Origin of the sequence: Streptomyces sp. NPDC001231, assembly GCF_042896885.1 — a bacterium.
Taxonomy (GTDB): Bacteria; Actinomycetota; Actinomycetes; order Streptomycetales; family Streptomycetaceae; genus Streptomyces.
Window position 1 is genome coordinate 1 of sequence record NZ_JBIAXS010000014.1, and the last position, 20,699, is coordinate 20,699.

Here is a 20,699-nt window from a genome sequence, read left to right on the forward strand (position 1 = left end):
CAGCGTGAAAGGGAGGTCGTCGTCATGTCCGGCAGATTCCCATGTGGGTGAACCACTCGATCCCCGAACGATCACCGAAGGTTTAATTTCAAGCTGAGGGTATGGCGTTCCTGGCCCGGCGGATCGTGGTCCACCTCGACGGCCGCGACGCGGACAACGAGCGCCGTACGGCCGATCTGGTGCAGGCGCTGGCCTACCACCGGGCCCGTGCCACTCACCATCCGAGCGACCGGGTCAAGAAGTGGTCCGAGCGCAAGTCATGGCGCCTGGCCCGCAAAGTCGGCGTGGGGGATGTGGCGCTGGGATCGAGGCTGCTGGACGTCCAGCGCGACCGCGTTACCGCCGGCGCGGATGCCGCGCTCGCGTCGATGTTCGGCACCACCACCCCCGATCACGCACCGGTCACGAATATGGAGGAATCGACTGAGACCGCAAGGAAACGGTCTATGGCTGACCTGCTCGAATCGACCCCTCAGCCGGTCGTGCAGTTGACCCGGCTGACCGTGCCGGATCCCGTCGCGGTCGACCTGGGCAAGTCGATTCCCCCGCTGAAGCCGATGCCCGCCATCCCCGGCCCGATCGAGCGGGCGGTGCGGCGGTCGGTTCCGGCGGAATCGACCCCGCCGCGCCGGGCGACCGGTCGGCTTCCCGAGGCCGCCCGATCGCCCCGACCGAGGCGCACCCCGGATCAGTTGCTCGCCGAGGCACGCACGGCCACGGCCGCCCTGCCGGACGCGAAGGTGACCGCCGAGGGCATCCGCCGCGCGATCCGCACCTCACCGGCCAACGCCCGCAAGCTACGTGACGCCCTGCTCGCCGAGCGGGCCACCACACCGGCCATCTGATGGGCGCGCTGCCGGTGTTCCGGTGGCGTCTCGCCCCGGACGGCTACGCCACCCGCCGCCAACTCCGGGCCCGCGGTCTGCGGCCCGGCGGTCAGGGCGTGGCCGCTCAGCTCGAACGGCCGCGCCGCCGCCGTGGACCGCTGGTCGCCTACCTCTACCGGGTCGACCTGGCCAAGCCGGTGCGGCCCATGACGGACGCGAAGCGGGCGGCGCTGGCCAAGGCCAACGCCGCCCGCCGCACCTGCCCCGAGTGCCGACGCGACGCCGGATACGTCATCCCCGGCTCGCTCGGCACGTGCGTTCCCTGCGCCTACCCCGACCACTCTGCATCCCCGAGGAGTACCTGACATGGGCAAGCCCGACACCCGCCGCCTGGACCGCGAGATCCAGAAGACCAACCGCAAGTTGGAGGCGGTCCGCGAGCGGGAGATGTGGCCGCTGGACAGCCGCGAACGGCGCGCGATCCTCGCGGCCATGGCCGGCGGCTCCTACGGGGTCCTGCGCGGCCGTGGCACCGATCGTGCCGACCGCCGCCTTGAGTCCGCGTGGAGCAGCGCTGAGAGCCGGCTGATCGCGGAGATCACCGCCTTGCAGACCGAGCGGCAGCGCATCGTCACCGAGGCCGCCGCCGCCAAGTCCGCCAAGAAGTCCTCCGGATGGTGGTGACTTATATGTAAACGAACGCGATCACCTTGCTGACCACAGAGATCCAGCGTTCACCACTCGTCATGTCGTCGTGATCGCGCTCCTGCCACAAGGAGCCATAGCCACGCCAACACCGATCCAGTGAAGATCATGACGAGAGGCGAAAGTCTGCCTTCCTTGAGGTGGAACACGAAGTCCTCAGGACCGCTCATCACCCCGATCACGCCCAACAGCGCCAAGGCACCGACGGCAACGACGCCGGACAACCACTGCGCCAGGTAGCGCGCCACAGCTCGCGCTATCTCGCGATCCCGATGGTTCATCTGTGCGTCTCCCAGCGCTCGATGGCCAGATCCTGTCAGCTGCACCCGATCTTGACTACGGGTCCGCTACCTCAATGAACGCCGCGCCATGCTCGGCCGGCCCGCCGCCTCCCCTTCAGCTTCGCCCCGGCCCGGGGCAGTCAGGAGCGTTTCCCTCATGAGCGGCAACGTCGTTCACCTGCACAAGCACACCGACCCGCCCGCCTCCGTCGACACCCGCCCGGCCCTGACCGTCGTCCCCGAGCAGCCGGCCGCCCCGGTCGTGCCGCTGTGGGTCCGATCGGGCCGCGCCATCCGCACGGTGGTCACACACGAGACGACCAGGGCCGCCGCGCGCGGCGCCGCCCGACACGGCCTCTACGCGTTCGGGGGCGCCCGGATCGTGGCCCGTCGCACGTGGGACGGCCGGACCGCCGCCCGCTATGAGCGCATGCTGCGCGCGGCGGAGGCGGCCGGGAACTACGAGGCCGCAGCCGAGTGGGAGGAGCGCGGGCAGCGCTTCCGCGAGGCCCGGCACCGCCGCCGCATGGACCTGCTCCACTCGCCGATGGACGCGGCCAAGGGCGTGCTGGTCGGCACCGGCATGGGCATCGGCTCCCTGGTCGCCCTCGGAGTCGTTCTCGCCATCGCCAACAAGGACGCCACCGACGTCGTCACCCCGCTGATGGCGGTAGTGGAGTTCATCCGCCTGCTGATCACGATCGTTCAGGTGGTGTGGGGGCCGCTCATCTCGATCGGCCCGTTCCTCGCCCTGCTCGCCCTGTGGGCCGTCGGCAGCCGCCAGCAAGCCGCACCCCAATGGGCACTCCCCGCAACCGTCCGCGACACGGCAGGGGAACCCATCACCCCGTCTATCGTGGTCAAGGCCCTGCGCGACCTCGGCGTCCCTGCACTGCGCAACGCCATCAAGGAGATGGGCGACGCCGGCGCCTCCATGCTCGGACCCATCCGCATCGCCGGATGCGGCGTCGAAGTCGACGTCACCCTCCCCTCCGGAGTGTCCACGAACGAGGTGCAGAACCGGCGCCGCAAGCTCGCGGAGAACCTGACCCGACACGAGCACGAGGTGTTCAGCACCCTCCCGGAAGCCGCCCGCACCGTGCGGCTGTGGATCGCCGACTCGGGGGCGCTGGACGAGCCGATCGGCCCGTCCCCGCTGGCCACAGACGACACCCTGACCGCCGACTACACCAAGGGCCGCGCCCCCTGGGGACAGGACCTGCGCGGGGACGCTGCCGCGCTGAGCCTGTATCAGCGGCACCTGCTTATCACGGGCCTGTCCAACCAGGGCAAGACCGCCGCCCTGCGGGCGCTCGCCCTGTGGCTCGCCCTGGACCGCACGGTCGAGTTCCGCATCGCGGACCTGAAGGGTGCTGGCGACTGGGCCATGTTCATCGGCCTGGCCTCGGTCCTGATCCAGGGCCCGACCGATGACCACGTCATCGAGGCCACCGAGATGCTCGAAGGCGGCGTGGCGGAGATGGAGCGCCGCTTGCAGGCGCCCGACGGCGCCAACTTGCCGCCGCTGATCCTGCTGGTGGACGAAGCGCAGGTGGCGTTCATGTGCCCGGCCAAGGATGAGGACAAGCGCCCGTACGGCGGCAGCAAGGCCACGAGCCGGTACTTCACTGCCGCGAGGAAGATTCACAACCAGGGCCGTGCGGTGAACGTGCTGCTGTGGCAGGGCACGCAGGACCCCACCGACCAGAACCTTCCCAAGCTCGTGCGCGAGGGTGCCCATACCCGCGCCTCCCTCGCCCTCGGGACGGAGTCGCAGGCCCGCATGGCGCTGGGAGACAAGGCCGTCGACGGCGGCGCCGCCCCGAACCTGCTGCGCCCCGGTCTGGACAAGGGCACGGTCGTCGTCGCCTCCGACGGCATCGCCATCCCGGCCGGCCAGGCGTCCATCACCGTCCGCACCCACTACATCGACACCGACACCGCGACCGAGATCGCGGCGCGGGCCAAGGCACTGCGGGACGGGGTGACCACCCTGCGCGTCATCGAGCGGGGCGAGGAACGCGACCCGCTCGCCGACATCTTCGCCGTGCTCGGGGACGCGCCGCGCGTGCTCACCGCGGACGTGCTCAAGCGGTTGTCCGCGCTCAACGCCGACGCCTACGGCCGGTGGACGCCCGGCGACCTCAAGCGCGTGCTGGAGGACGCCGGCGCGGAGCCGTACAAGTCCGACGGCCGCATGGTCGTCGGCCGCGACCGCGTCGCCCGCGCCCTCGCCAACCGGGGCGAGGACGGTTCCGCTTCCGCCTCCGAATGACAGGGAGGCAACCCCGTCCGGGTCAGGGAGGCAGGGAGAACTCCCTGAACGCCTCCCTGACTCGCCTCCCTGGCCCTGACCAGCACAAATGATCGTTCAGGGAGTCAGGGAGGCACGCAGGTCAGACCCCTGAAACACCCCTCCACAGCCACCCCACAAGGGGGTGGTTCCGCCTCCCTCACCCAGCACCGGAAGGGATTCCGCATGTACCCCGACACCACCGGCCACGCCCCCGCCGTACGGGCCGTGGAAGTCCACCACCCCACCCCCATACCGCCGGCCGCCGTCCCGATCGCGGCGCCCCTCGTCCCCGTCCAGCCGGGCCACGTCCCGGCGGTGGCGAGCGTGGTCCTGCCCGACGGGCGGGTCGTCACCGGCTACGCCATCGAGCCGGCCAAGCCCGAACCGGTCGCCGCGAAGCCGGCCGTCTCCCGCGCCGCGGTGAACGTCGCCCTCGGAGGCGTCGGATTCCTCGCCATCTGCGGCGGCCTGCTGCTGCTCACCACGTTCATCGCCGCACTGACCGCGCTCATCACCCAGCTCATCATCCTCGCCGCCGTCATCTTCGGCGGCTGGATCGCCGTCCAGGTGTTCACCGCCAGCGGCCGTAAGGGCGGCACCACCGTGAACATCCGCCGGGCCGTGATCAAGCGCAACCACTTCCACGGCTAGCGCGTGCCGCTGCCCTGCCGATTACGACCCGTGTACTGGCCCACCATCATCACGATGATGCCGGTCAGCATAAGCGGGCCGAAGGACAGGAGCCGGATGTCGGTGTCGCTGCTCACCAGCACCAAGACCCCCTGCAGGCACAGGGCGAAGGCAACCACCAACTGCCCCCAGCCGTAGACGCGAACGCGGCGGACCGAACGCCGGTTCCAGGGGGGCACCCAACCACGGGTAATCGCCGCTACACCCGAGGCCACGAAGAGCGACGCCACCAGAACAGAAGGTATGACGAGATAGAGCCTCATGGTCCCTCCCTGCGCGCCGAACCCACGCCCGACGACACCGTGCCGCCGCCCTGCCGATTACGACCCCTGTACTGGCCCATCATCATCAGGGTGATGCCGGTCAGCCCAAGCGCACCGCTGAACAGGGCCCCCCACGGCCGAATGCCGGGGTCAGTGAGCACCAGCCAGAACACCACATACCAGAACATGCCGAAGGCATATACCAACTGGCCCCAGCCATAGAGGCGAGGGCGGTGGACCGGCCGCCGGTTCGTGGGGAGCCTGGGGGGCACCCAGCCACGCGCAATCCCCGCTACGCCGGAGGCGGCGAAGAGCAACGCGATCAGAACACCTGGTACGGCCATGTAGACCTTCATGGTCTCTCCCTGCGCGCCGGACCCACGCCCGACGACACCGTGCCGCTGCCCTGTCGATTACCACCCGCGCGAAAGCTCGCCCTTGTCACGAAGATGCCGGCCAGCAGAAGCCCGCTGCCGAACAGGGCCCCCAACGACCGGATGGCGGGATTGCTGGTCACCAGCCTGAATGCCTGCAAGCACAGGGCGACAGCAAGGATCAACTGACCCCGGCCGTAGAGGCGAACGCGGCGAACTTGACGCCGGTTCCAGGGGGGCACCCAGCCACGGGTAACCGCCGCCACGCCCATGGCGGCAACGAGCAACGCCACCAGAACAAGAGGTACGGCGAGATAGAGCTCCATGGTCCCTCCCTGCGCGTCGGACCCGCGCCGGACGCTGCCGTGAGCATGACACCCGGCGCACCCCGCGTCCACGCGCTTCCGTGCCCACGACGCTCCTGATCGGCCGGATAGTCCCAGCAACGCCAAGGGCGGCCCCCACTCACGCCAATGAAACGGGGCCGCCCTTGTCCAACCAATCCACAACAGACCTGTTGGAGGTCTCCCAGCATGACCCAACCGACCGACATTCGGGGAGAGCACCTGCATACCGCTCTCTCCCTGGCAGCCTCCGGCGTGCCCGTGCTGCCGTTACGAGCTGGGAAGGTGCCGTTCGGCAACTGCCGCCGCTGCGCCGACAACGCGTGCGGTGGCCGGCCGAACATGAAGACCCCCGGCCCCTGCGCCTGCCCGGCGCCCTGCCACGGCTGGGCCGCCGCCACCACCGACCCGCACGCCATCAACTCGTCAACGTGGGCGCGGGCGTGGCGGGAAGCGGCGGCGGTGGCCTACCACCCCGGCGGCGCCGACCTCACCGTCGTCGACCTCGACACCCCGGCCGCAGTCGCCTGGGCAGGCCGAACCCTGCCGTCCACCCAGACCGTGGCCACCACGCGCGGAGAACACTGGATCTACCGAGGCGCCATGCGGTCCATGAACGCCGTTCGTGAGGGCGTCGACATCAAGTCCACGATGGCTTACGCGCGGTGGCTCGGTCCCGGAACCGGCACCATGTCCGATCTGCCGGACGCCGTGCGCGCGCTGGCCGTGAAGGAACCCTCCACGGTCCGACCGGCGCCGCAGGCCATCACCGTGCCCGCACGGGCCGGGGACGAGGAGTGCCGTCACCGCACGCCCGCCTACCTGGACCGTGGCATCACCATGGCCGAGCAGCGCATCACCGAAGCCTGCGGCGCGATCCACACCACCGTCTACCGCACGTTCCTCGCCGTGCTGTCCACCCACGGCCGGTGCGGCTGCCTCACCGGCACCCACATCGCGCGGCTGTTCGCCGCCGCGCAGGCCAAGGGCGAATCGCCCCGTCACTGCACCGACGCGTGGGCCAACGCCCGTACACGGTTGGGACTGTAGCCATGTCTGACGACGAGAAGACCCCGGCCCGCGAGGTCATCGCCGACTACGCGCAGGCGCACTTCCAGTACTTCCGCACCGCCGACGGAACCGTGTTCGCCCAGAGGAACGGCCACCCCGTGGCGCGTCCGATCCGCTCGCAGGGCACTTCGGGCAGCCACCGGCAGGAACTCATGGTCGGGCTGTTCAGGGACGGGCTGGGCGTGTTCAACGGGACCGCGCTCAAGGAGGCGTTGGACTTGATCGAAGCGCTCGCGCTGACCGAGGACGTGCAGCCCGTCCACATCCGCGTCGCCCCGGGGTTCGACGGGGCGACCTGGCTGGACCTGGGCCGCAGCGACGGGCAGTCCGTCCGTATCCACCCCACCGGCTGGGACATCGCCATCCCCGACCCGCGGGAGGTGTGCTGGCGGCGCACCCAGCTCACCGGCGAACTCCCCCTGCCCGTCAAGGACACCGACGGCAAGGGCATCGACCTCCTGCTGAGGCTGTGCAACTTCGCCACCGCGGAGACCGAGTGCCTGGCCATCGCCTGGTTGGTCGGCTGCCTCGGACCGTCCGTGCCCGTCCCCGCCCCCTTCCTCACCGGCCCCCAGGGCGCCGGCAAGTCCACCGGCGGACGCATGCTCGTCAGGATCATCGAAGGCATGACCGGCGACCTGCGCCGGGCACCGAAGGACGAGGAGAACCTGATCGCGGCGGTGGCGGCTGGCTGGGTCACCGCCCTGGACAATCTCTCTCACATGACCCCGGACCTGTCCGACGCGATGTGCTGCATCGTCACCGGCGCCGAGAACGTCAAACGCGCTCTCTACACCGACGGGGACGTGGTCCGCGCCCGCTACCGCCGCCCCCTGCTCCTGACCGGCATCGACGTGGGAGTCATCCGGCCCGACCTCGCAGAACGGCTCCTGCCGCTGCGACTGGAGCGGCCCCGCGTCCGGCGCACCGAGGCGGAACTGTGGACGGAGTACGCGGAGGTTCTGCCCATCGTCCTCGGCTCTCTCCTGGACCTCACGGTCAAGGTTCGCGCGGTTGAAGCGGAGACGCCCACCGATCTGCGCATGGCGGACTTCGCGCACCTGTGCGCGCAGCTCGACGCGGCCACCGGTTTCGGAGCACTCACCGCCTACCGGGCCAGCCTGGACGACCTCAACGACGACGTGATCGAGGGCGACCTGCTGGCGCAGACCGTTCTCCGGCACGCCGCAGACATCGAACCGGGCGCGGGACAGCGGATGACGTCCACGGAGTGGCTGCACTGCCTCACCCGCCTCTACACCGGCGAGGACCTCCGCCCCCTGCCCAAGGGCTGGCCCACCACCGGCAAGGTCCTCTCCGACCGTCTCAAGCGCCTACAACCCACCCTCGCCGCCCGGGGCGTCCTCATCGACTCGGGCCGCACCAAGGAGGGCCGCTACATCGAGATGACCCGCGCATCCTCCGCGCCTTCGCACGAGCAGCAGACGCTCTGACCGGCACTGCCCTACAAGCAAGAGGAGCACCACCGCCGCGCGTGCTCCTCTTGCTGTTCGGCGGCAGCGCCGCCCTGCACCGGACGCGCCGCGCAGCGGCTCCTTCCTCACGCTCTGAGCCGCACTGCACCACCACAGACACCACCTCCTTTTTCCTAAGTAGAAAACGCTGCGTCACCTGCGTCACCAAGGGCCGGAAAACGCCCCGTGACCTGCGCATACAGCGGTGACGCAGGACGGCGAAGCGTGCGTCACCCCGCGTCACCTGCGTCACCGATGACGGACAGCCTGCGTCACCGATGACCGAACCCCCGATCCTCTGCGTCACCCGAAAGCCGCAGGTCAAACGCCTGAATGACGCAGATGACGCGGGTGACGCAGAAATCCCCACCTCGGACAGACAGCCCCGCGCCCGGAGGTTCCGACGTGCTCACCCCCGTTCCCACCGAGCCTCAAGCGCTCACTGTCCCGGAGGTCATGACCGCGCTTCGGCTCAGCCGCAGCAAGGTCTACGACCTCATCCGTTCCAAGCAGCTCCCGAGCTACACATCCGGCCGCGCCCGCCGCATCCCGGTGGACGCGGTCCGCAACTACATGCACCACCGACTTGAGGAGAACGCGGCCTAATGGCACCCCGAAAGAGGAACCCCAACGGCGCAGGGAGCATCTGGCAACGCAAGGATGGCCGCTACGAGGCGCGCGTCTACGTCCCGCAGCCCGACGGCACCCGCAAGCGCAAGACGGTCTACGGCGCCACGTGGCAGGAGTGCGACACCAAACGCCAAGAACTGGTGCGACGGGACCGCCAGGGCATCCCGACCCCCACCCGGTCCGCCAAGCTCTCCGAGTGGCTGCCGTACTGGCTCGCGCACTACGTCGAGCCGCGCCGGAAGCTCAGCACGTACGACAAGTACGAGACGCATGTGCGGCTCTACCTCGTGCCCCTGCTCGGAACCAAGCGGCTGGAGTCATTGAGCGTCGCCGACGTACGCCGGTTCATCACCCGCATGCAGAACACCCACACGGCCGCCACCGCCAAAGAAGCGCACCGTGTGCTCCGCACCGCACTCACGGCAGCTGTGCGCGAGGAACTCATCACGCGCAACGTCGCATCGCTTGTGGAGCCACCCCGGGTGAAGCAGCGTGAAATTAGTCCCTGGTCCCTGGAGGAGACGCTGGCCTTCCTCGAGGCTGCACGGCGAGACCCGCTGTACGCCGCGTTCGTCCTGGCCATTGCCATGGGCTTGCGGCGTGGGGAGTTGGTAGGGCTGCGCTGGTCGGACATCGACTTGGACAACCGGGTACTGCACGTGCGTCAGCAGACGCAGCGCCGGCGCGGCACGCTGTACGACGACGACCCCAAGAGCCGCCGTAAGCGGGTGGTCCCGATGCCCGCGTTGTGCATCGCGCCGCTTCGCTGGCACCGGCTACGGCAGCGGGAAGTGTTCGCGCGGACCGGAGTCGTCTGGGCAGAGCAGAGTTACGTGTTCGCCACGAGGAACGGTCGGCCGGTGGAGCCTCGGAACGTCTACCGGTCGTTCACGAGGGTGGCCTCCGAGGCCGGGCTGCGGGTGGTCCGGCTGCACGATGCCCGGCACGGTTGCGCCACGCTGCTGACGGCGGCCGGCGTCGCGCCGCGCGTCATCATGGAGATCCTCGGACACAGCCAGATCAGCATCACGATGGACGTGTACACACACGTCGTGCACGACACCCAGCGGGAGGCGATCAGCCACATGGACCGCCTGCTCAGGCGCCGCCGACCGGCCGCCTGAGAAGCAACTGCCGTCAAATGGTGCCGTCAAAACAGCCCGGACCATGATCGGTCCGGGCCGTTTTCCCTGGTGCCCCCGGCAGGATTCGAACCTGCGACACCCGCTTTAGGAGAGCGGTGCTCTATCCCCTGAGCTACGAAGGCGGATCGTGGCGTGTGGGCCACAGGCGTCAGCGTACCGGATTGGGGCGGTGGGGAGTCAGGTCAGGGCGACACGGGTGAAACGGGAGGCCACGTGGAGGTCTTCTTCCAGGTGGTGGGCGGTTCGGAGCAGGGCGGGGAGGAGGTCCTCGACGCACTCCTCGCGGCTGTGGCGGGCCGCGTGCAGGGCGATGTTCATCGCGGCGACCGCTCTGCCCGCGCGGTCGCGGACGGGGACGGCGATCGAGCGCACGCCCTGTTCCAGTTCCTCGTCGACCAGGGCGTAGCCGTGGCCTGCCAGGAGGGCTCGGCCCAGGGACGTCGCGCGGGCCGGGAGGCGGGCGCCCACCGTGATGTCGACGCTCATGATGCGGCTCGTGGTGGCACGCGCCGTGTACTGGATCTCCTCGCCGGACGGCGTCAGCACGGCGAGTGACGTCGTCTCGTGCACGTGGGCCGCCAGGTCCTCCAGGTGCGGCTGGGCGATCCCGGACAGGGAGGCACGGGAGAGGGGCGGGAAGCCCAGGGACAGGACCCGGGGGGTGAGGGTGAACGTACGGGTGTCCCGGGACTGGCTCACCAGGCCCAGGTGCTCGTAGGTGATCAGCGCCCTGCGCGCCGTCGCCCTGGCCAGGCCCGTGGCCTTGGCCACCTCCGTCAGGGTCAGGGCGGTCCGGCCCTCGTCGAAGGCCGTCAGGACCGTCAGTCCGCGGGCCAGGGATTCGACGAAGTCGCGGCCCAGTTCCTGTTTCGAGGCGGCCGTCCAGGTCGCCAGGCCCGACGGTGGCGGGGCGGGCGCCGGGGGTGCGGCCTCGCGCAGGTCCCGTTCCATGGCCGCGACCGTGTCCCGCAGCCGGGGCAGCAGCGTCGTGCGCAGGTCACGTGCCGAGTGGCGGCTGGTGTGGCTCACCACGCTCGCCACGCACGCGATCCGGCCGTCGGCGGGGTCCCGTACCGGCACGGAGACCGCGACCAGGCCCGGTTCGATCAGCTGGTCGTCCAACGACCAGTCCTCCCGGCCGGCTTGAGCGGTTCGTTCCTCGAAGTCGTCCGGCCCCGGGGAACGTGGCGGTACCGCCGGGAAGTTGCGGTCCTCCGGGTCGGCCGAGCGGCGCTCGTGCCAGCGGCACCAGTCCTCGTCCGTCCACTCCGTGGCGAACAGCGCGCCCGGCGCGGTGCGTTCGGCCGGGAGCAGGTCGCCGATGCGGAAGCTCAGGGACATCGCGCGGCGGCGGGTCGCCTGGTGGATGAAGCGGATGCCGTCCCGGTCGCCGACCGCCAGGGACACCGACTCGTCCAGTTCGTCGGCGAGCGCGTCGGCGCGTGCGCCGAGCAGGGCCGGCAGGCGCAGGGCGGCCAGGTAGGCGTTGCCCAGTTCCATCATGCGAGGGGTGAGGACGACGTCCCTGCCGTCGAGGCGGACGTATCCCATCCGGGAGAGCGTCGCCGTGATGCGGTCCACCGTCGAGCGGGCGAGGCCCGTCGCGCGCTCCAGGGCGCTGGGGCTCAGCACGCCCCCGGCCAGCGTCAGCTGCCGCAGCACCGCTACGCCCCGCATCAGCGGGGTGACCGCCTCGGCGGGGGCCGCAGGTACGGCGGCGGGTGCGGCAGGTGCGGCAGGTGCGGCGGCGGGTGCGGCCGGGTGCGCGCTTGCCGTGGGGGTGGAGTGCCCGGTGCGGGCGTCGGCGCCGGCGGCCCCGTGGGCCTCCGGATCCGTCGTGGTGTTCGCGGGCATCGGTTCGGCTCTCCGGTACGGCGGCGGTCGCAGCAGGCCTACGGTAGTCCGTTCGCGAGTTCGTCCGCGTCACTCACCCCGTCTCACCCCGTCTCACCCCCACCCCCCCGTTCTCCCTCCATCTCACCCACCGCCTCGGTGCCCGTGCGCTTCCGCAGGGGGCCACGCGTCACTGCCGAGTGACCCGCACCCGGTAGTTCCCCGCGCGGTCGGCCGAGATCACGTCGACGTGGAGGTGTGCCTTGGGGTCCTTGAAGGACTCGCCCGGCGCGAAGGGCGCGTCGGAGAGTTCCGCCTCGACGTTGGGGCTGCGGGTGCAGCCGCCGGAGTTGGGGTGGGCGTCGTGGACCTTGATCGGGCCCTGCCCGGTGTCGACTTCGGCGTCGACCTTGTAGACCAGGATGCCCGGCCGGCACACCTCCTCGTCGTTGCCCGCGCGGGTGCGCAGTTCGAGGGCGTAGCCGGTCCGTCCGTCGAGAGGGACGAAGACCAGTTTGTGGCCGCCCGCCCGGCCCAGCGGGGTGAGGGTGTACTCGGCGGACCCCTTCTTGGACGCGCAGCTCACCTGGGAGGCGTCCAGCCAGCCCAGCTTCCACTTGTGCCAGCCGAGCAGGTCGTTGTTGGCGCCCCAGTCCTCGCTCATGATGTCCCAGTGGCCGACCGCCGTCCCGCCTTCCTGGGTGTAGAGGTCGGGCAGCCCGAAGACGTGGCCGTTCTCGTGGGGCAGGACGCGGAAGCCGGTGTTCTCGTACGAGCCGGAGCCGTCGTCCTGGCGGGAGTAGATGAAGGAGACGTTGGCTATGGCGACGCCGTTGGCGACGGGCGCGTCCGAGTTGCCGGCGAAGGTCACCGAGAGGACCGTGTCCAGTGCGGAGGGGCCCGCGTTCGGGGTCATGAGGATGTTGATCAGGTCGTAGTCCCGGAAGTTCACCGTCGGTCCGGCGGCCTTGACTATGTCCTTGATCAGTTGGCGGTAGCCCGGGTCGAACGGGGCGCCGCGCTCCAGGCCGTAGTCCTTGAACGGTTTCGGCATGCGCAGCCACCGGGTGATCGGGGTCTCCGCGCGGTAGTCGAGGCGGCCGTAGGAGGCGGTGCGGAACCACTCCTGGGTCTGTGGGAAGAACTCGTGGAAGCGGTCGAGCGCATCGTCCTCGCCGGGCGCGTCGGAGAAGTCGATCATCAGGGTCAGGGCGTGGACGGTGCCGAGGGAGCGGGCATAGCCGCCGGTGGTGGGCACGCCCTCCGACATCTGGACGGAAGAGGCTCCGCTGATCATGCAGGGGACCAGGGCGGGGGAGAGCGCAGCCGTTCCGGTTCCGGTCGCCGTGCCGCCCTCCGTGAGGTGCCCGGTACCCGCAGAGGTGCCGACCGCGAGGATCAGCGCCGTGACGGAGCCCAGGGCGACCGCACGGCGCTTGGGTATCGGGCCTTTACGGCGGCGGGGCGGCTGCACCTGCATGCGTTCACCTTTCGCGCCGGGCAGCCACCGGTTCCCGGCTGCACCCTTGGGATCACCCTGTGTCGCTGGGGCGTTCGGCGCTCGCTGGAGCGGTCCGGTCGTGGGACGGGCCGCCCGGTCGTGGGAATGCGTGCCTCCAGGTGGATGTGACTCAGGTCACGGAAAAACTCGCGGCGGTCGGGAAATAACCGGGGACCTCTTCCCCGTTTGGTCATGTGTCCGAGCGAAACGGGGACTCGCTCCCCGGATCGCCCCGCCGCCCGACTCGCCGACCCGGGCCGACCGTCCGACCGGTGGGCCGGCTGACCGATTGGCCGATTGACCGCCCGACTGACCGACGGGCCGACTGGCCGGCCGCTCGCCCGACTGACCGACCGACCGACTTGAGGAGTACGACGTGAAGGCCGCGACGACCGCGAACCCCGAGCTGCGCAAGGCGACCCGGCCTCGCGCCGACGCCCTGCGCAACCGGGAGCGGATCGTCACGGCCGCCCGCGAGATGTTCGTCGAGCACGGCCCCGAGGTGCCGCTCGACGAGATCGCCCGCCGGGCCGGCGTCGGCAACGCCACGCTGTACCGCAACTTCCCCGACCGCGACGCCCTCGTGCGCGAGGTCGTCTGCTCCGTCATGGACCGTACGGCGCGGGCGGCCGAGCGGGCGCTCGCCGAGACGGGCGACGCCTTCGACGCCCTGGAGCACTTCGTGCACGCCTCCGCCGACGAGCGGATCAGCGCTCTGTGCCCGATGATCTCCAGCACCTTCGACCAGCACCACCCCGACATGGAAGCCGCCCGCACAAGGGTCGAGCACCTCATCGAGGAGGTCATGGACCGTGCCAAGGAGGCCGGGCAACTGCGCCCGGACGTGGGCGTCGGCGATGTGATGGTCGCCGTGGCCCAGCTCTCCCGGCCGCCGGCCGGCGCCGGCTGCGGCAGCATCGACCGCTTCGTGCACCGCCATCTGCAACTGTTCCTGGACGGGCTGCGGGCCCCGGCCCGATCCGCCCTGCCGGGTGCGACCGCGACCCTGGAGGACCTCCGCCGGGCCTGACCAGCCGGGAGCGATCGGCCCGGAACCGTATGCCGGCCGTCAGCGCGTGACGGCCGGCCGTCGCCCCGCCAACCGAACTCATCATCCGAAACCGAGCCCCGGGCCGGCCGTGACGGTCGGCTGCGGTCTTCCGACACCGCTTTTTCCGTCTTTCCTCGTCTTTCCTCGCCTTCTCCCGTCCTTTCCTGCTCTTTCTCGCACTTTCCCGTCCTTTTCCGTCACGAAGTTCCGAAGTGGGTACCCCCATGTCTGAAACAGCCGCAAAGGCTTCCGGCGTCCCGGACACGTCCGGCGACCCGGGCCGCTGGAAGGCGCTCGTCTTCATCGCGCTCGCCCAGCTGATGGTCGTGCTGGACGCGACCATCGTGAACATCGCCCTCCCCTCCGCCCAGCAGGACCTGGGCATCTCCGACGGCAACCGGCAGTGGGTCGTCACGGCCTACGCCCTCGCCTTCGGCGGGCTGCTGCTCTTCGGCGGCCGGATCGCCGACCTGTGGGGCCGCAAGCGCGCCTTCGTGACCGGTCTGACCGGCTTCGCGGTGGCCTCCGCACTCGGCGGCGCGGCCACGACCGGCGCGATGATGTTCGGCGCCCGCGCACTGCAGGGTGTCTTCGGCGCACTGCTCGCGCCCGCCGCGCTCTCCCTGCTCGCGGTGACGTTCACCGACGCCAAGGAGCGCGCCAAGGCGTTCGGCATCTACGGGGCGATCGCCGGTGGCGGTGGCGCCGTCGGCCTGATCCTGGGCGGATTCCTCACCGAGTACCTGGACTGGCGCTGGACGTTCTTCGTGAACATCCCGTTCGCCGTCGTCGCCGCGGCCGGCGCCTACTTCGTCATCCGTGAGCCGGCCGGCGGCCGCAACCGCTCCCCGCTCGACGTCCCGGGCGTGGTGCTGTCCACCCTCGGCCTGGTCGCCCTGGTGTACGGCTTCACCCGCGCCGAGTCCGAGGGCTGGAGCGACACCCTGACCGTCTCGATGTTCGTCGCGTCCGCCGTCCTGCTGGTGGCCTTCGCGCTGGTCGAGTCGCGGGTGAAGGCCCCGCTGCTGCCGCTGCGCGTGGTCACCGACCGCAACCGCGGCGGGATCTACCTGTCGCTGGGCCTCGCGGTCATCGGGATGTTCGGCCTGTTCCTCTTCCTCACGTACTACCTCCAGGTCGTGCGGGGGTACACGCCGGTGCGGACCGGATTCGCCTTCCTCCCGATGGTCGCGGGCATGATCACCGGCTCCACCCAGATCGGCACCCGCCTGATGACCCGCGTGGCACCGCGGCTGCTGATGGGCCCCGGCTTCCTGGTCGCCGCCATAGGCATGCTGCTGCTGACCCAGCTGGAGCTCGGTTCCTCCTACGCCGCACTGCTGCTGCCCGCGATGCTGCTGCTGGGCCTCGGCATGGGTACGGCGTTCATGCCGGCGATGTCCCTGGCCACGCAGGGTGTCCAGCCGCGGGACGCGGGCGTCGCCTCCGCGATGGTCAACACCTCGCAGCAGGTGGGTGGCGCCATCGGTACGGCCCTGCTGAACACGATCGCGGCCTCGGCCACGACCTCGTACATCCAGGACCACATCGCGGGTGCCGCCACCAGGCCCCAGCGGCAGCTGGTGCAGTTGCAGGCCATGGTGAACGGCTACACCAGCGCCATCTGGTTCGCCGTCGGCATCCTGGTCGTGGCCGCCGTGATCGCCCTGATCCTCGTCGACGCGGGGCGTCCGGGCGGTACCAAGGTGACCGGGTCCGGTTCCGGCGCGGGGGCCGAGGACGAGGTGGCGGTGCCGGTCATCGCCCACTGATCGCCACTGAATCACCCACTGAGGCGCCCGCTCGGACCCTGTTGAGGCGCCCACCGGGCGGTACGCACTTCAGCTGCCCCGAGGCCGTACGTACTTCAGCCCGCGGGCCTTACGTACCTCAGCCCCCGGGCCGTACGTACCTCAGCGGAGCCAGGGCAGGTCCGCACCCGCTTCGTTCGGCTGGAGTCCCTCGGCGACGATCTGCATGATCTCGCCGAGGGACTGCTGCTGTTCCGGGGTGAGACGGTCGAACAGTGCCTGGCGTACGGCGGTCACATGGCCCGGCGCGGTGCGGCGCAGCACCTGAAGGCCCTGTTCGGTCAGGACGGCGAACTGTCCCCGCTTGTCGGAGGGGCAGTCCTCGCGGCGCACCCAGCCGTTCTTCTCCAGGCGGGCGATCGCGTGGGAGAGGCGGGAGCGGGTGATCTTGGCGTCCATGGCCAGCTCGGTCATCCGCAGCCGGTGCTGCGGGGCCTCGCCGAGCTTGACGAGGAGGCCGTAGTAGATGTGCGGCATGCCCGCGTCGCGCTGGAGCTGGCGGTCGAGGTGGTCCTCGAGCAAGGTGGTGGCGTGCCGGTAGGAACGCCAGACGCGCTGCTCCTCGGCGGTGAGCCAGCGGTGGGCATCGGCCTCGGCGGGGGCGGGCGCGGGGGCGGAAGCGGGTGCCGTGTTCATACGTCCACTGTACGAGCTACTCCTTGAAGGTTAAACAAACCGGGCGTAATGTGTAGACAGAGCTTTAGCTTTCAAGCATCGAGTCGCAGGGAGTCGCCACCATGTCCGCCGCCGCCCGTGAGCGCATGCCCGCCCTCTACCTCAGCCACGGTGCCCCGCCGCTCGCGGACGACCCGGTCTGGCCCGGCCAGCTCGCCGCCTGGTCCGCCGAGCTGCCCCGCCCGAAGGCGATCCTCGTCGTCTCCGCGCACTGGGAGGAGGCCCCGCTGGCCCTCGGCGCCATCGAGACGGTCCCGTTGGTCTACGACTTCTGGGGCTTCCCCGAGCACTACTACCGGGTGCGGTACGAAGCCCCCGGCGCACCCGAACTCGCCGAGAGCGTGCGGAAGTTGCTGCGCGCGCCCGGAACGCCCGTGCAGGACGTCCCGGACCGCGGCCTCGACCACGGCGCCTACGTACCGCTCGTCGAGATGTTCCCCGAGGCCGACATCCCCGTGCTCCAGGTCTCCATGCCGACCCTGGACCCGGTCAGGCTCATGGACATCGGCCGCAGGCTGGCGCCGCTGCGCGACGAGGGTGTGCTGATCGTCGGCTCCGGCTTCTTCACCCACAACCTGGCCGCCCTGCGGCACACCGGGGGCGGGGTGCCGAGCTGGTCCGCGGAGTTCGACGACTGGGGCAGGCGCGCCCTGGAGACCCGCGACTGGGACGCCCTGCTGGACTTCCTCGACAAGGCCCCGGCCGGCCGGTACGCCCACCCCCGCACCGAGCACTTCGCCCCGCTGTTCGTGACCATGGGTGCGGCGGAGGCGGGCGGTGAGCTGGGCACGCAGAAGTCCGTGATCGACGGCTTCTGGATGGGCCTGGCCAAGCGGTCGGTGCAGTTCGGCTGAGACATGTGCGCCCCCGCTGCGTAAGACGAGGGTGTGGAGAGTCTTGGAATTTCCCGAGAGTCCGGGTTTGCGGCAACCTTCCGCCGGTGCGATTCGTCAATCAGGGTGGAAGGCGGTCGAAGGGGACGCTCTTCCCGAAGTGGCGCCATTGGTGTGAGCGGAGTCTCACACGCGGGGCGAACGGCGGGGTCCGTGAAGGGCCCGGGAGGCCCTCGGTGCCGCTCTGACCTGCGGTTCCGTAACCGTCAGCGGCGACGTTCGGCGGCTGCGGCGAAACAGGGTACTGCATGATCAGAAAATTGGGGGGCGGGTTGGGAATTCTGTCCGGATTCCAGTCGTTGTTTCCATCGGATGCCGGGCACCCGAGGAGAGTTCCGAAGTAGGTGCCGAGCATCTGAAGGACCGCCCGCTGACCCACCATCGCAAGGGAGCACGCATGGCAACCCGTGCCGTCGCCCGTCGTAAGTCCGCCACCGGCGAGACGGCCGACGCGGCAAGCAGTGTTCGCGCCCATGGCGGCGAGATCGCCGATCGCGACCTGGTCGGCATGTATCTCGACGAGATCGCGCGTACACCGCTGCTCGACGCCGCCAAGGAGGTCGAGCTGTCCCAGATCATCGAAGCGGGTGTGTTCGCGCGGCAGATCCTCGACCGGCACGAGGAGACGAAGACGGACGCCACCGACGAGGAGCTCCGGGCCCTGATCGCCCAGGGGGAGCGGGCGAAGGACGTCTTCATCCGCTCCAACCTGCGCCTGGTCGTGGCGGTCGCCCGGCGCTACCCGCGCAGTGGCCTGCCCCTGCTGGACCTGATCCAGGAGGGCAACGCCGGCCTGGTGCGCGCGGTGGAGAAGTTCGACTACCGCAAGGGCTTCAAGTTCTCGACGTACGCCACCTGGTGGATCCGCCAGGCGATCACGCGCTCGATAGCGGACCAGTCGCGCACCATCCGGCTGCCCGTCCACCTCGTGGAGGAACTGGGCCGCATCCGCCGCGTCCAGCGCGAGTTCAACCGGGAGCACGGCCGCGACCCGGAGCCCGCGGAGATCGCCGAGGAGCTCGGCTCGACGCCCGAGCGCGTCTCGGACGTCCTCGACTGGGCCCGTGACCCGGTCTCGCTGAACATGTCGGTGGACGACGAGGGCGAGACCCAGTTCGGTGACCTCCTGGAGGACACCTCCGCGGTGTCGCCCGAGCAGTCGGTCATGACGCTGCTGCGCAGCGAGGGGCTCGACGACCTCATCGGCCGCCTCGACCAGCGCACGGCCTCGATCATCAAGATGCGGTACGGCATAGAGGACGGCCGCGAGCGTACGCTCACCGAGGTCGGCAAGGAGCACGGCCTGACGCGTGAACGCATCCGCCAGATCGAGAAGCACGCGTTGCTGGAGCTGAAGAAGCTGGCCCGCGACACCGGGTTCGACGCGGCGGCGTGAGGCCGTTCCGAACGGGATCCGGCCAGGGGAACGTCCAGGGGCGCGCACGGATGCCCGTCCCGGAGGACGTCCGCCCCGGCCGGGGCGTGGTGAGACCGGGCAGACCGGGCGCGTGAGGCTGCCGGTGCACCGGGCGACCGCGTACGCCCGGGGGCGAAAGGCCGCGCAAACATGGCCGTGTACCGCCGCTTCAAGCGGCGGGGGCACGGGAACAACCCTTCAGAGTCCAGGAGTTCGACCGCCGGACGGGTTTCGGACCGGACCGGCTCCAGGCCGCTTCGGCGGAACGCACTGACGTCCAGAGCCAAGTCCCGACGCACTCCCCCCGGCGCCGGGACTTTCCCAGAGCCGGGCTCCGGCGCCTCTCCCCCCGAGGCGCCGGAGCCCGGCTCCACTTCAGTCGCCCGGGGCACGAGCCGGAGAGAGACCGCCGCCCCCGCCGGCCCGCGTCAGCCGTGCCCCCAACCGCCGTACGCACTGCACGAGTTCATCGGGCTCCTTCACCGTGAACTCGCAACCCAGCATCGCCAGCCGCACCGCGAGCCACTCCACCCGGTCGCCGACCGTGGCCCGCAGCCGGCAGCCGCCCGTGTCGAGCGGCTCCGGTGCGCCGAGCCACCCGGGCAGCCGCGCCGCGACCACCTCGGCCGGATCGGCGAAGGTCACCGTGAACGTGTAGGTCTCCTGCCTGCGGTACATCGACTGCCGGAGGTACTCGGCCGCGCTCCCGGTCGGCAGCTCCCGCGGAGCGAACCGCGCACCGGTGGCGAAGGGCTCGCTCACCCGGTCGACGCGGAACGTCCGCCAGTCCGCGCGATCCAGGTCGTACGCCACGAGGTACCAGCGCCGGCCGGTCGACACCAGCCGGTACGGCTCCGTCAGCCGCCGCGACACGGCCCCGTCGCCGGCCCGGTAGGCGAACCGCAGCCGCTCGTACCCCGCCACCGCGGAGGCCATGACCGTGAGCGTCTCCGTCGCGACGCTCGCCCCGTCGCCGCTGGTCAGTGGAGTCGTCGCGGCCTGAAGTGTGGAGACGCGGTGCCGCAGCCGGGTCGGCAGCACCTGTTCCAGCTTCGCCAGCGCCCGTACCGACGCCTCGTCGACGCCCTCGATCGCGTGCCCGGCCCCCGCGCGCAGCCCGACCGCGATCGCCACCGCCTCCTCGTCGTCGAGGACGAGGGGCGGCATGGCCTTCCCCGCGACCAGCCGGTAGCCGCCGTCGGCCCCCTTGGTCGCCTGCACCGGATAGCCGAGCTCACGCAGCCGGTCGATGTCCCGCCGGACCGTGCGCCGGGACACCCCGAGCCGGTCGGCGAGTTCACCGCCGGGCCACTCCCGGGGCGTCTGGAGGAGGGAGAGCAACTGGAGGAGCCGGGCCGGAGTGTCCGTCGTCATGAATCCGAGAATGCCGCAGAAGTAGGACACGACCTGACCTAAT

General features: G+C 70.5%; 20 protein-coding genes, 1 tRNA gene and 1 pseudogene. 13 read left to right on the top strand and 9 right to left on the bottom strand.

All coding sequences use genetic code 11. The annotated features are described in order from the left end of the window. Positions 1 to 92: 92 nt before the first annotated feature. The 3 genes and pseudogenes from ACFY3J_RS18370 to ACFY3J_RS18380 all read left to right on the top strand — a co-directional run. Positions 93 to 845, top strand: a pseudogene (locus tag ACFY3J_RS18370) (conjugal transfer protein); the annotation flags it as partial. Further along, positions 845 to 1,192 (top strand): RRQRL motif-containing zinc-binding protein, encoded by a 348-nt coding sequence (locus ACFY3J_RS18375; RefSeq protein WP_390841260.1) that lies wholly within the window; start codon positions 845 to 847, stop codon positions 1,190 to 1,192. The pseudogene ACFY3J_RS18370 and the gene ACFY3J_RS18375, both read left to right, overlap by 1 nt. Before the next feature lies 1 nt (position 1,193). Continuing rightward, positions 1,194 to 1,511 carry a hypothetical protein gene (locus tag ACFY3J_RS18380; protein ID WP_390841261.1) on the top strand — a complete coding sequence of 106 codons (318 nt, stop codon included), beginning with the start codon at positions 1,194 to 1,196 and terminating at the stop codon, positions 1,509 to 1,511. 50 nt (positions 1,512 to 1,561) lie between these two features. Here ACFY3J_RS18380 and ACFY3J_RS18385 read toward each other — a convergent pair whose 3' ends face one another. Next, positions 1,562 to 1,780 carry a hypothetical protein gene (locus tag ACFY3J_RS18385; RefSeq protein ID WP_390841262.1) on the bottom strand — a complete coding sequence of 73 codons (219 nt, stop codon included), beginning with the start codon at positions 1,778 to 1,780 and terminating at the stop codon, positions 1,562 to 1,564. 190 nt (positions 1,781 to 1,970) lie between these two features. On the opposite strand from ACFY3J_RS18385, the gene ACFY3J_RS18390 reads away from it, so the two are divergent. After that, positions 1,971 to 4,088: an ATP-binding protein gene (locus ACFY3J_RS18390; RefSeq protein ID WP_390841263.1), complete on the top strand. Its 2,118-nt coding sequence runs from the start codon at positions 1,971 to 1,973 to the stop codon at positions 4,086 to 4,088. A gap of 204 nt (positions 4,089 to 4,292) precedes the next feature. Further along, on the top strand, positions 4,293 to 4,760 hold the full coding sequence (locus ACFY3J_RS18395; RefSeq protein WP_390841264.1) for a hypothetical protein: 468 nt from the start codon (positions 4,293 to 4,295) through the stop codon (positions 4,758 to 4,760). On the opposite strand, the gene ACFY3J_RS18400 is transcribed toward ACFY3J_RS18395, so the two are convergent. Genes ACFY3J_RS18400 through ACFY3J_RS18410 form a run of 3 tightly spaced genes read right to left on the bottom strand, consistent with a single transcriptional unit; the run spans position 4,757 to position 5,762 of the window. Continuing rightward, entirely contained in the window at positions 4,757 to 5,062 is a 306-nt protein-coding gene (locus ACFY3J_RS18400; protein ID WP_390841265.1) for a hypothetical protein, read from the bottom strand. The two genes, ACFY3J_RS18395 and ACFY3J_RS18400, sit on opposite strands and share 4 nt — an antisense overlap. After that, on the bottom strand, positions 5,059 to 5,418 hold the full coding sequence (locus tag ACFY3J_RS18405) for a hypothetical protein (RefSeq protein ID WP_390841266.1): 360 nt from the start codon (positions 5,416 to 5,418) through the stop codon (positions 5,059 to 5,061). The genes ACFY3J_RS18400 and ACFY3J_RS18405 overlap by 4 nt, the downstream gene beginning before the upstream one ends. Beyond that, positions 5,415 to 5,762 (bottom strand): hypothetical protein, encoded by a 348-nt coding sequence (locus ACFY3J_RS18410; protein ID WP_390841267.1) that lies wholly within the window; start codon positions 5,760 to 5,762, stop codon positions 5,415 to 5,417. The genes ACFY3J_RS18405 and ACFY3J_RS18410 overlap by 4 nt, the downstream gene beginning before the upstream one ends. Before the next feature lie 207 nt (positions 5,763 to 5,969). On the opposite strand from ACFY3J_RS18410, the gene ACFY3J_RS18415 reads away from it, so the two are divergent. The 4 genes from ACFY3J_RS18415 to ACFY3J_RS18430 all read left to right on the top strand — a co-directional run bounded on the left by ACFY3J_RS18415 (position 5,970) and on the right by ACFY3J_RS18430 (position 10,080). Beyond that, the gene (locus ACFY3J_RS18415; protein ID WP_390841268.1) at positions 5,970 to 6,830 is read left to right on the top strand and encodes a bifunctional DNA primase/polymerase; all 861 of its coding nucleotides are present in this window, start codon (positions 5,970 to 5,972) and stop codon (positions 6,828 to 6,830) included. Positions 6,831 to 6,832: 2 nt separating this feature from the next. After that, positions 6,833 to 8,305: an ATP-binding protein gene (locus tag ACFY3J_RS18420; RefSeq protein ID WP_390841269.1), complete on the top strand. Its 1,473-nt coding sequence runs from the start codon at positions 6,833 to 6,835 to the stop codon at positions 8,303 to 8,305. A gap of 426 nt (positions 8,306 to 8,731) precedes the next feature. After that, positions 8,732 to 8,932 (top strand): helix-turn-helix domain-containing protein, encoded by a 201-nt coding sequence (locus tag ACFY3J_RS18425; RefSeq protein ID WP_390841270.1) that lies wholly within the window; start codon positions 8,732 to 8,734, stop codon positions 8,930 to 8,932. Further along, positions 8,932 to 10,080, top strand: a complete 1,149-nt coding sequence (locus ACFY3J_RS18430; protein WP_390841271.1) for a tyrosine-type recombinase/integrase — start codon at positions 8,932 to 8,934, stop codon at positions 10,078 to 10,080. The genes ACFY3J_RS18425 and ACFY3J_RS18430 overlap by 1 nt, the downstream gene beginning before the upstream one ends. A gap of 67 nt (positions 10,081 to 10,147) precedes the next feature. Here ACFY3J_RS18430 and ACFY3J_RS18435 read toward each other — a convergent pair. From ACFY3J_RS18435 to ACFY3J_RS18445, 3 genes are all read right to left on the bottom strand, one after another. After that, positions 10,148 to 10,223: transfer RNA gene (locus tag ACFY3J_RS18435), tRNA-Arg, on the bottom strand. 55 nt (positions 10,224 to 10,278) lie between these two features. Next, on the bottom strand, positions 10,279 to 11,778 hold the full coding sequence (locus ACFY3J_RS18440) for an IclR family transcriptional regulator C-terminal domain-containing protein (protein WP_390841329.1): 1,500 nt from the start codon (positions 11,776 to 11,778) through the stop codon (positions 10,279 to 10,281). 346 nt (positions 11,779 to 12,124) lie between these two features. Beyond that, the gene (locus tag ACFY3J_RS18445) at positions 12,125 to 13,414 is read right to left on the bottom strand and encodes a M6 family metalloprotease domain-containing protein (RefSeq protein WP_390841272.1); all 1,290 of its coding nucleotides are present in this window, start codon (positions 13,412 to 13,414) and stop codon (positions 12,125 to 12,127) included. 397 nt (positions 13,415 to 13,811) lie between these two features. Here ACFY3J_RS18445 and ACFY3J_RS18450 point away from each other — a divergent pair, with 397 nt between their 5' ends. Both ACFY3J_RS18450 and ACFY3J_RS18455 read left to right on the top strand, forming a co-directional pair. Further along, positions 13,812 to 14,465 carry a TetR/AcrR family transcriptional regulator gene (locus ACFY3J_RS18450; RefSeq protein WP_384178885.1) on the top strand — a complete coding sequence of 218 codons (654 nt, stop codon included), beginning with the start codon at positions 13,812 to 13,814 and terminating at the stop codon, positions 14,463 to 14,465. Positions 14,466 to 14,710: 245 nt separating this feature from the next. After that, positions 14,711 to 16,258, top strand: a complete 1,548-nt coding sequence (locus ACFY3J_RS18455; protein ID WP_384178887.1) for an MFS transporter — start codon at positions 14,711 to 14,713, stop codon at positions 16,256 to 16,258. Between the two features lie 141 nt (positions 16,259 to 16,399). On the opposite strand, the gene ACFY3J_RS18460 is transcribed toward ACFY3J_RS18455, so the two are convergent. Continuing rightward, a complete protein-coding gene (locus tag ACFY3J_RS18460) occupies positions 16,400 to 16,933 on the bottom strand; it encodes a MarR family winged helix-turn-helix transcriptional regulator (RefSeq protein ID WP_384178889.1) in 534 nt (177 codons plus the stop codon). A gap of 101 nt (positions 16,934 to 17,034) precedes the next feature. On the opposite strand from ACFY3J_RS18460, the gene ACFY3J_RS18465 reads away from it, so the two are divergent. Both ACFY3J_RS18465 and ACFY3J_RS18470 read left to right on the top strand, forming a co-directional pair. Continuing rightward, positions 17,035 to 17,826, top strand: coding sequence for a dioxygenase (locus ACFY3J_RS18465; protein ID WP_384178891.1), 792 nt, complete (start codon positions 17,035 to 17,037; stop codon positions 17,824 to 17,826). A 436-nt stretch (positions 17,827 to 18,262) separates the two neighbouring features. Next, positions 18,263 to 19,261, top strand: coding sequence for an RNA polymerase sigma factor RpoD/SigA (locus ACFY3J_RS18470; RefSeq protein ID WP_384178893.1), 999 nt, complete (start codon positions 18,263 to 18,265; stop codon positions 19,259 to 19,261). A 396-nt stretch (positions 19,262 to 19,657) separates the two neighbouring features. Here ACFY3J_RS18470 and ACFY3J_RS18475 read toward each other — a convergent pair whose 3' ends face one another. Next, positions 19,658 to 20,656, bottom strand: a complete 999-nt coding sequence (locus tag ACFY3J_RS18475; protein WP_384178895.1) for a helix-turn-helix transcriptional regulator — start codon at positions 20,654 to 20,656, stop codon at positions 19,658 to 19,660. Positions 20,657 to 20,699: the final 43 nt, after the last annotated feature.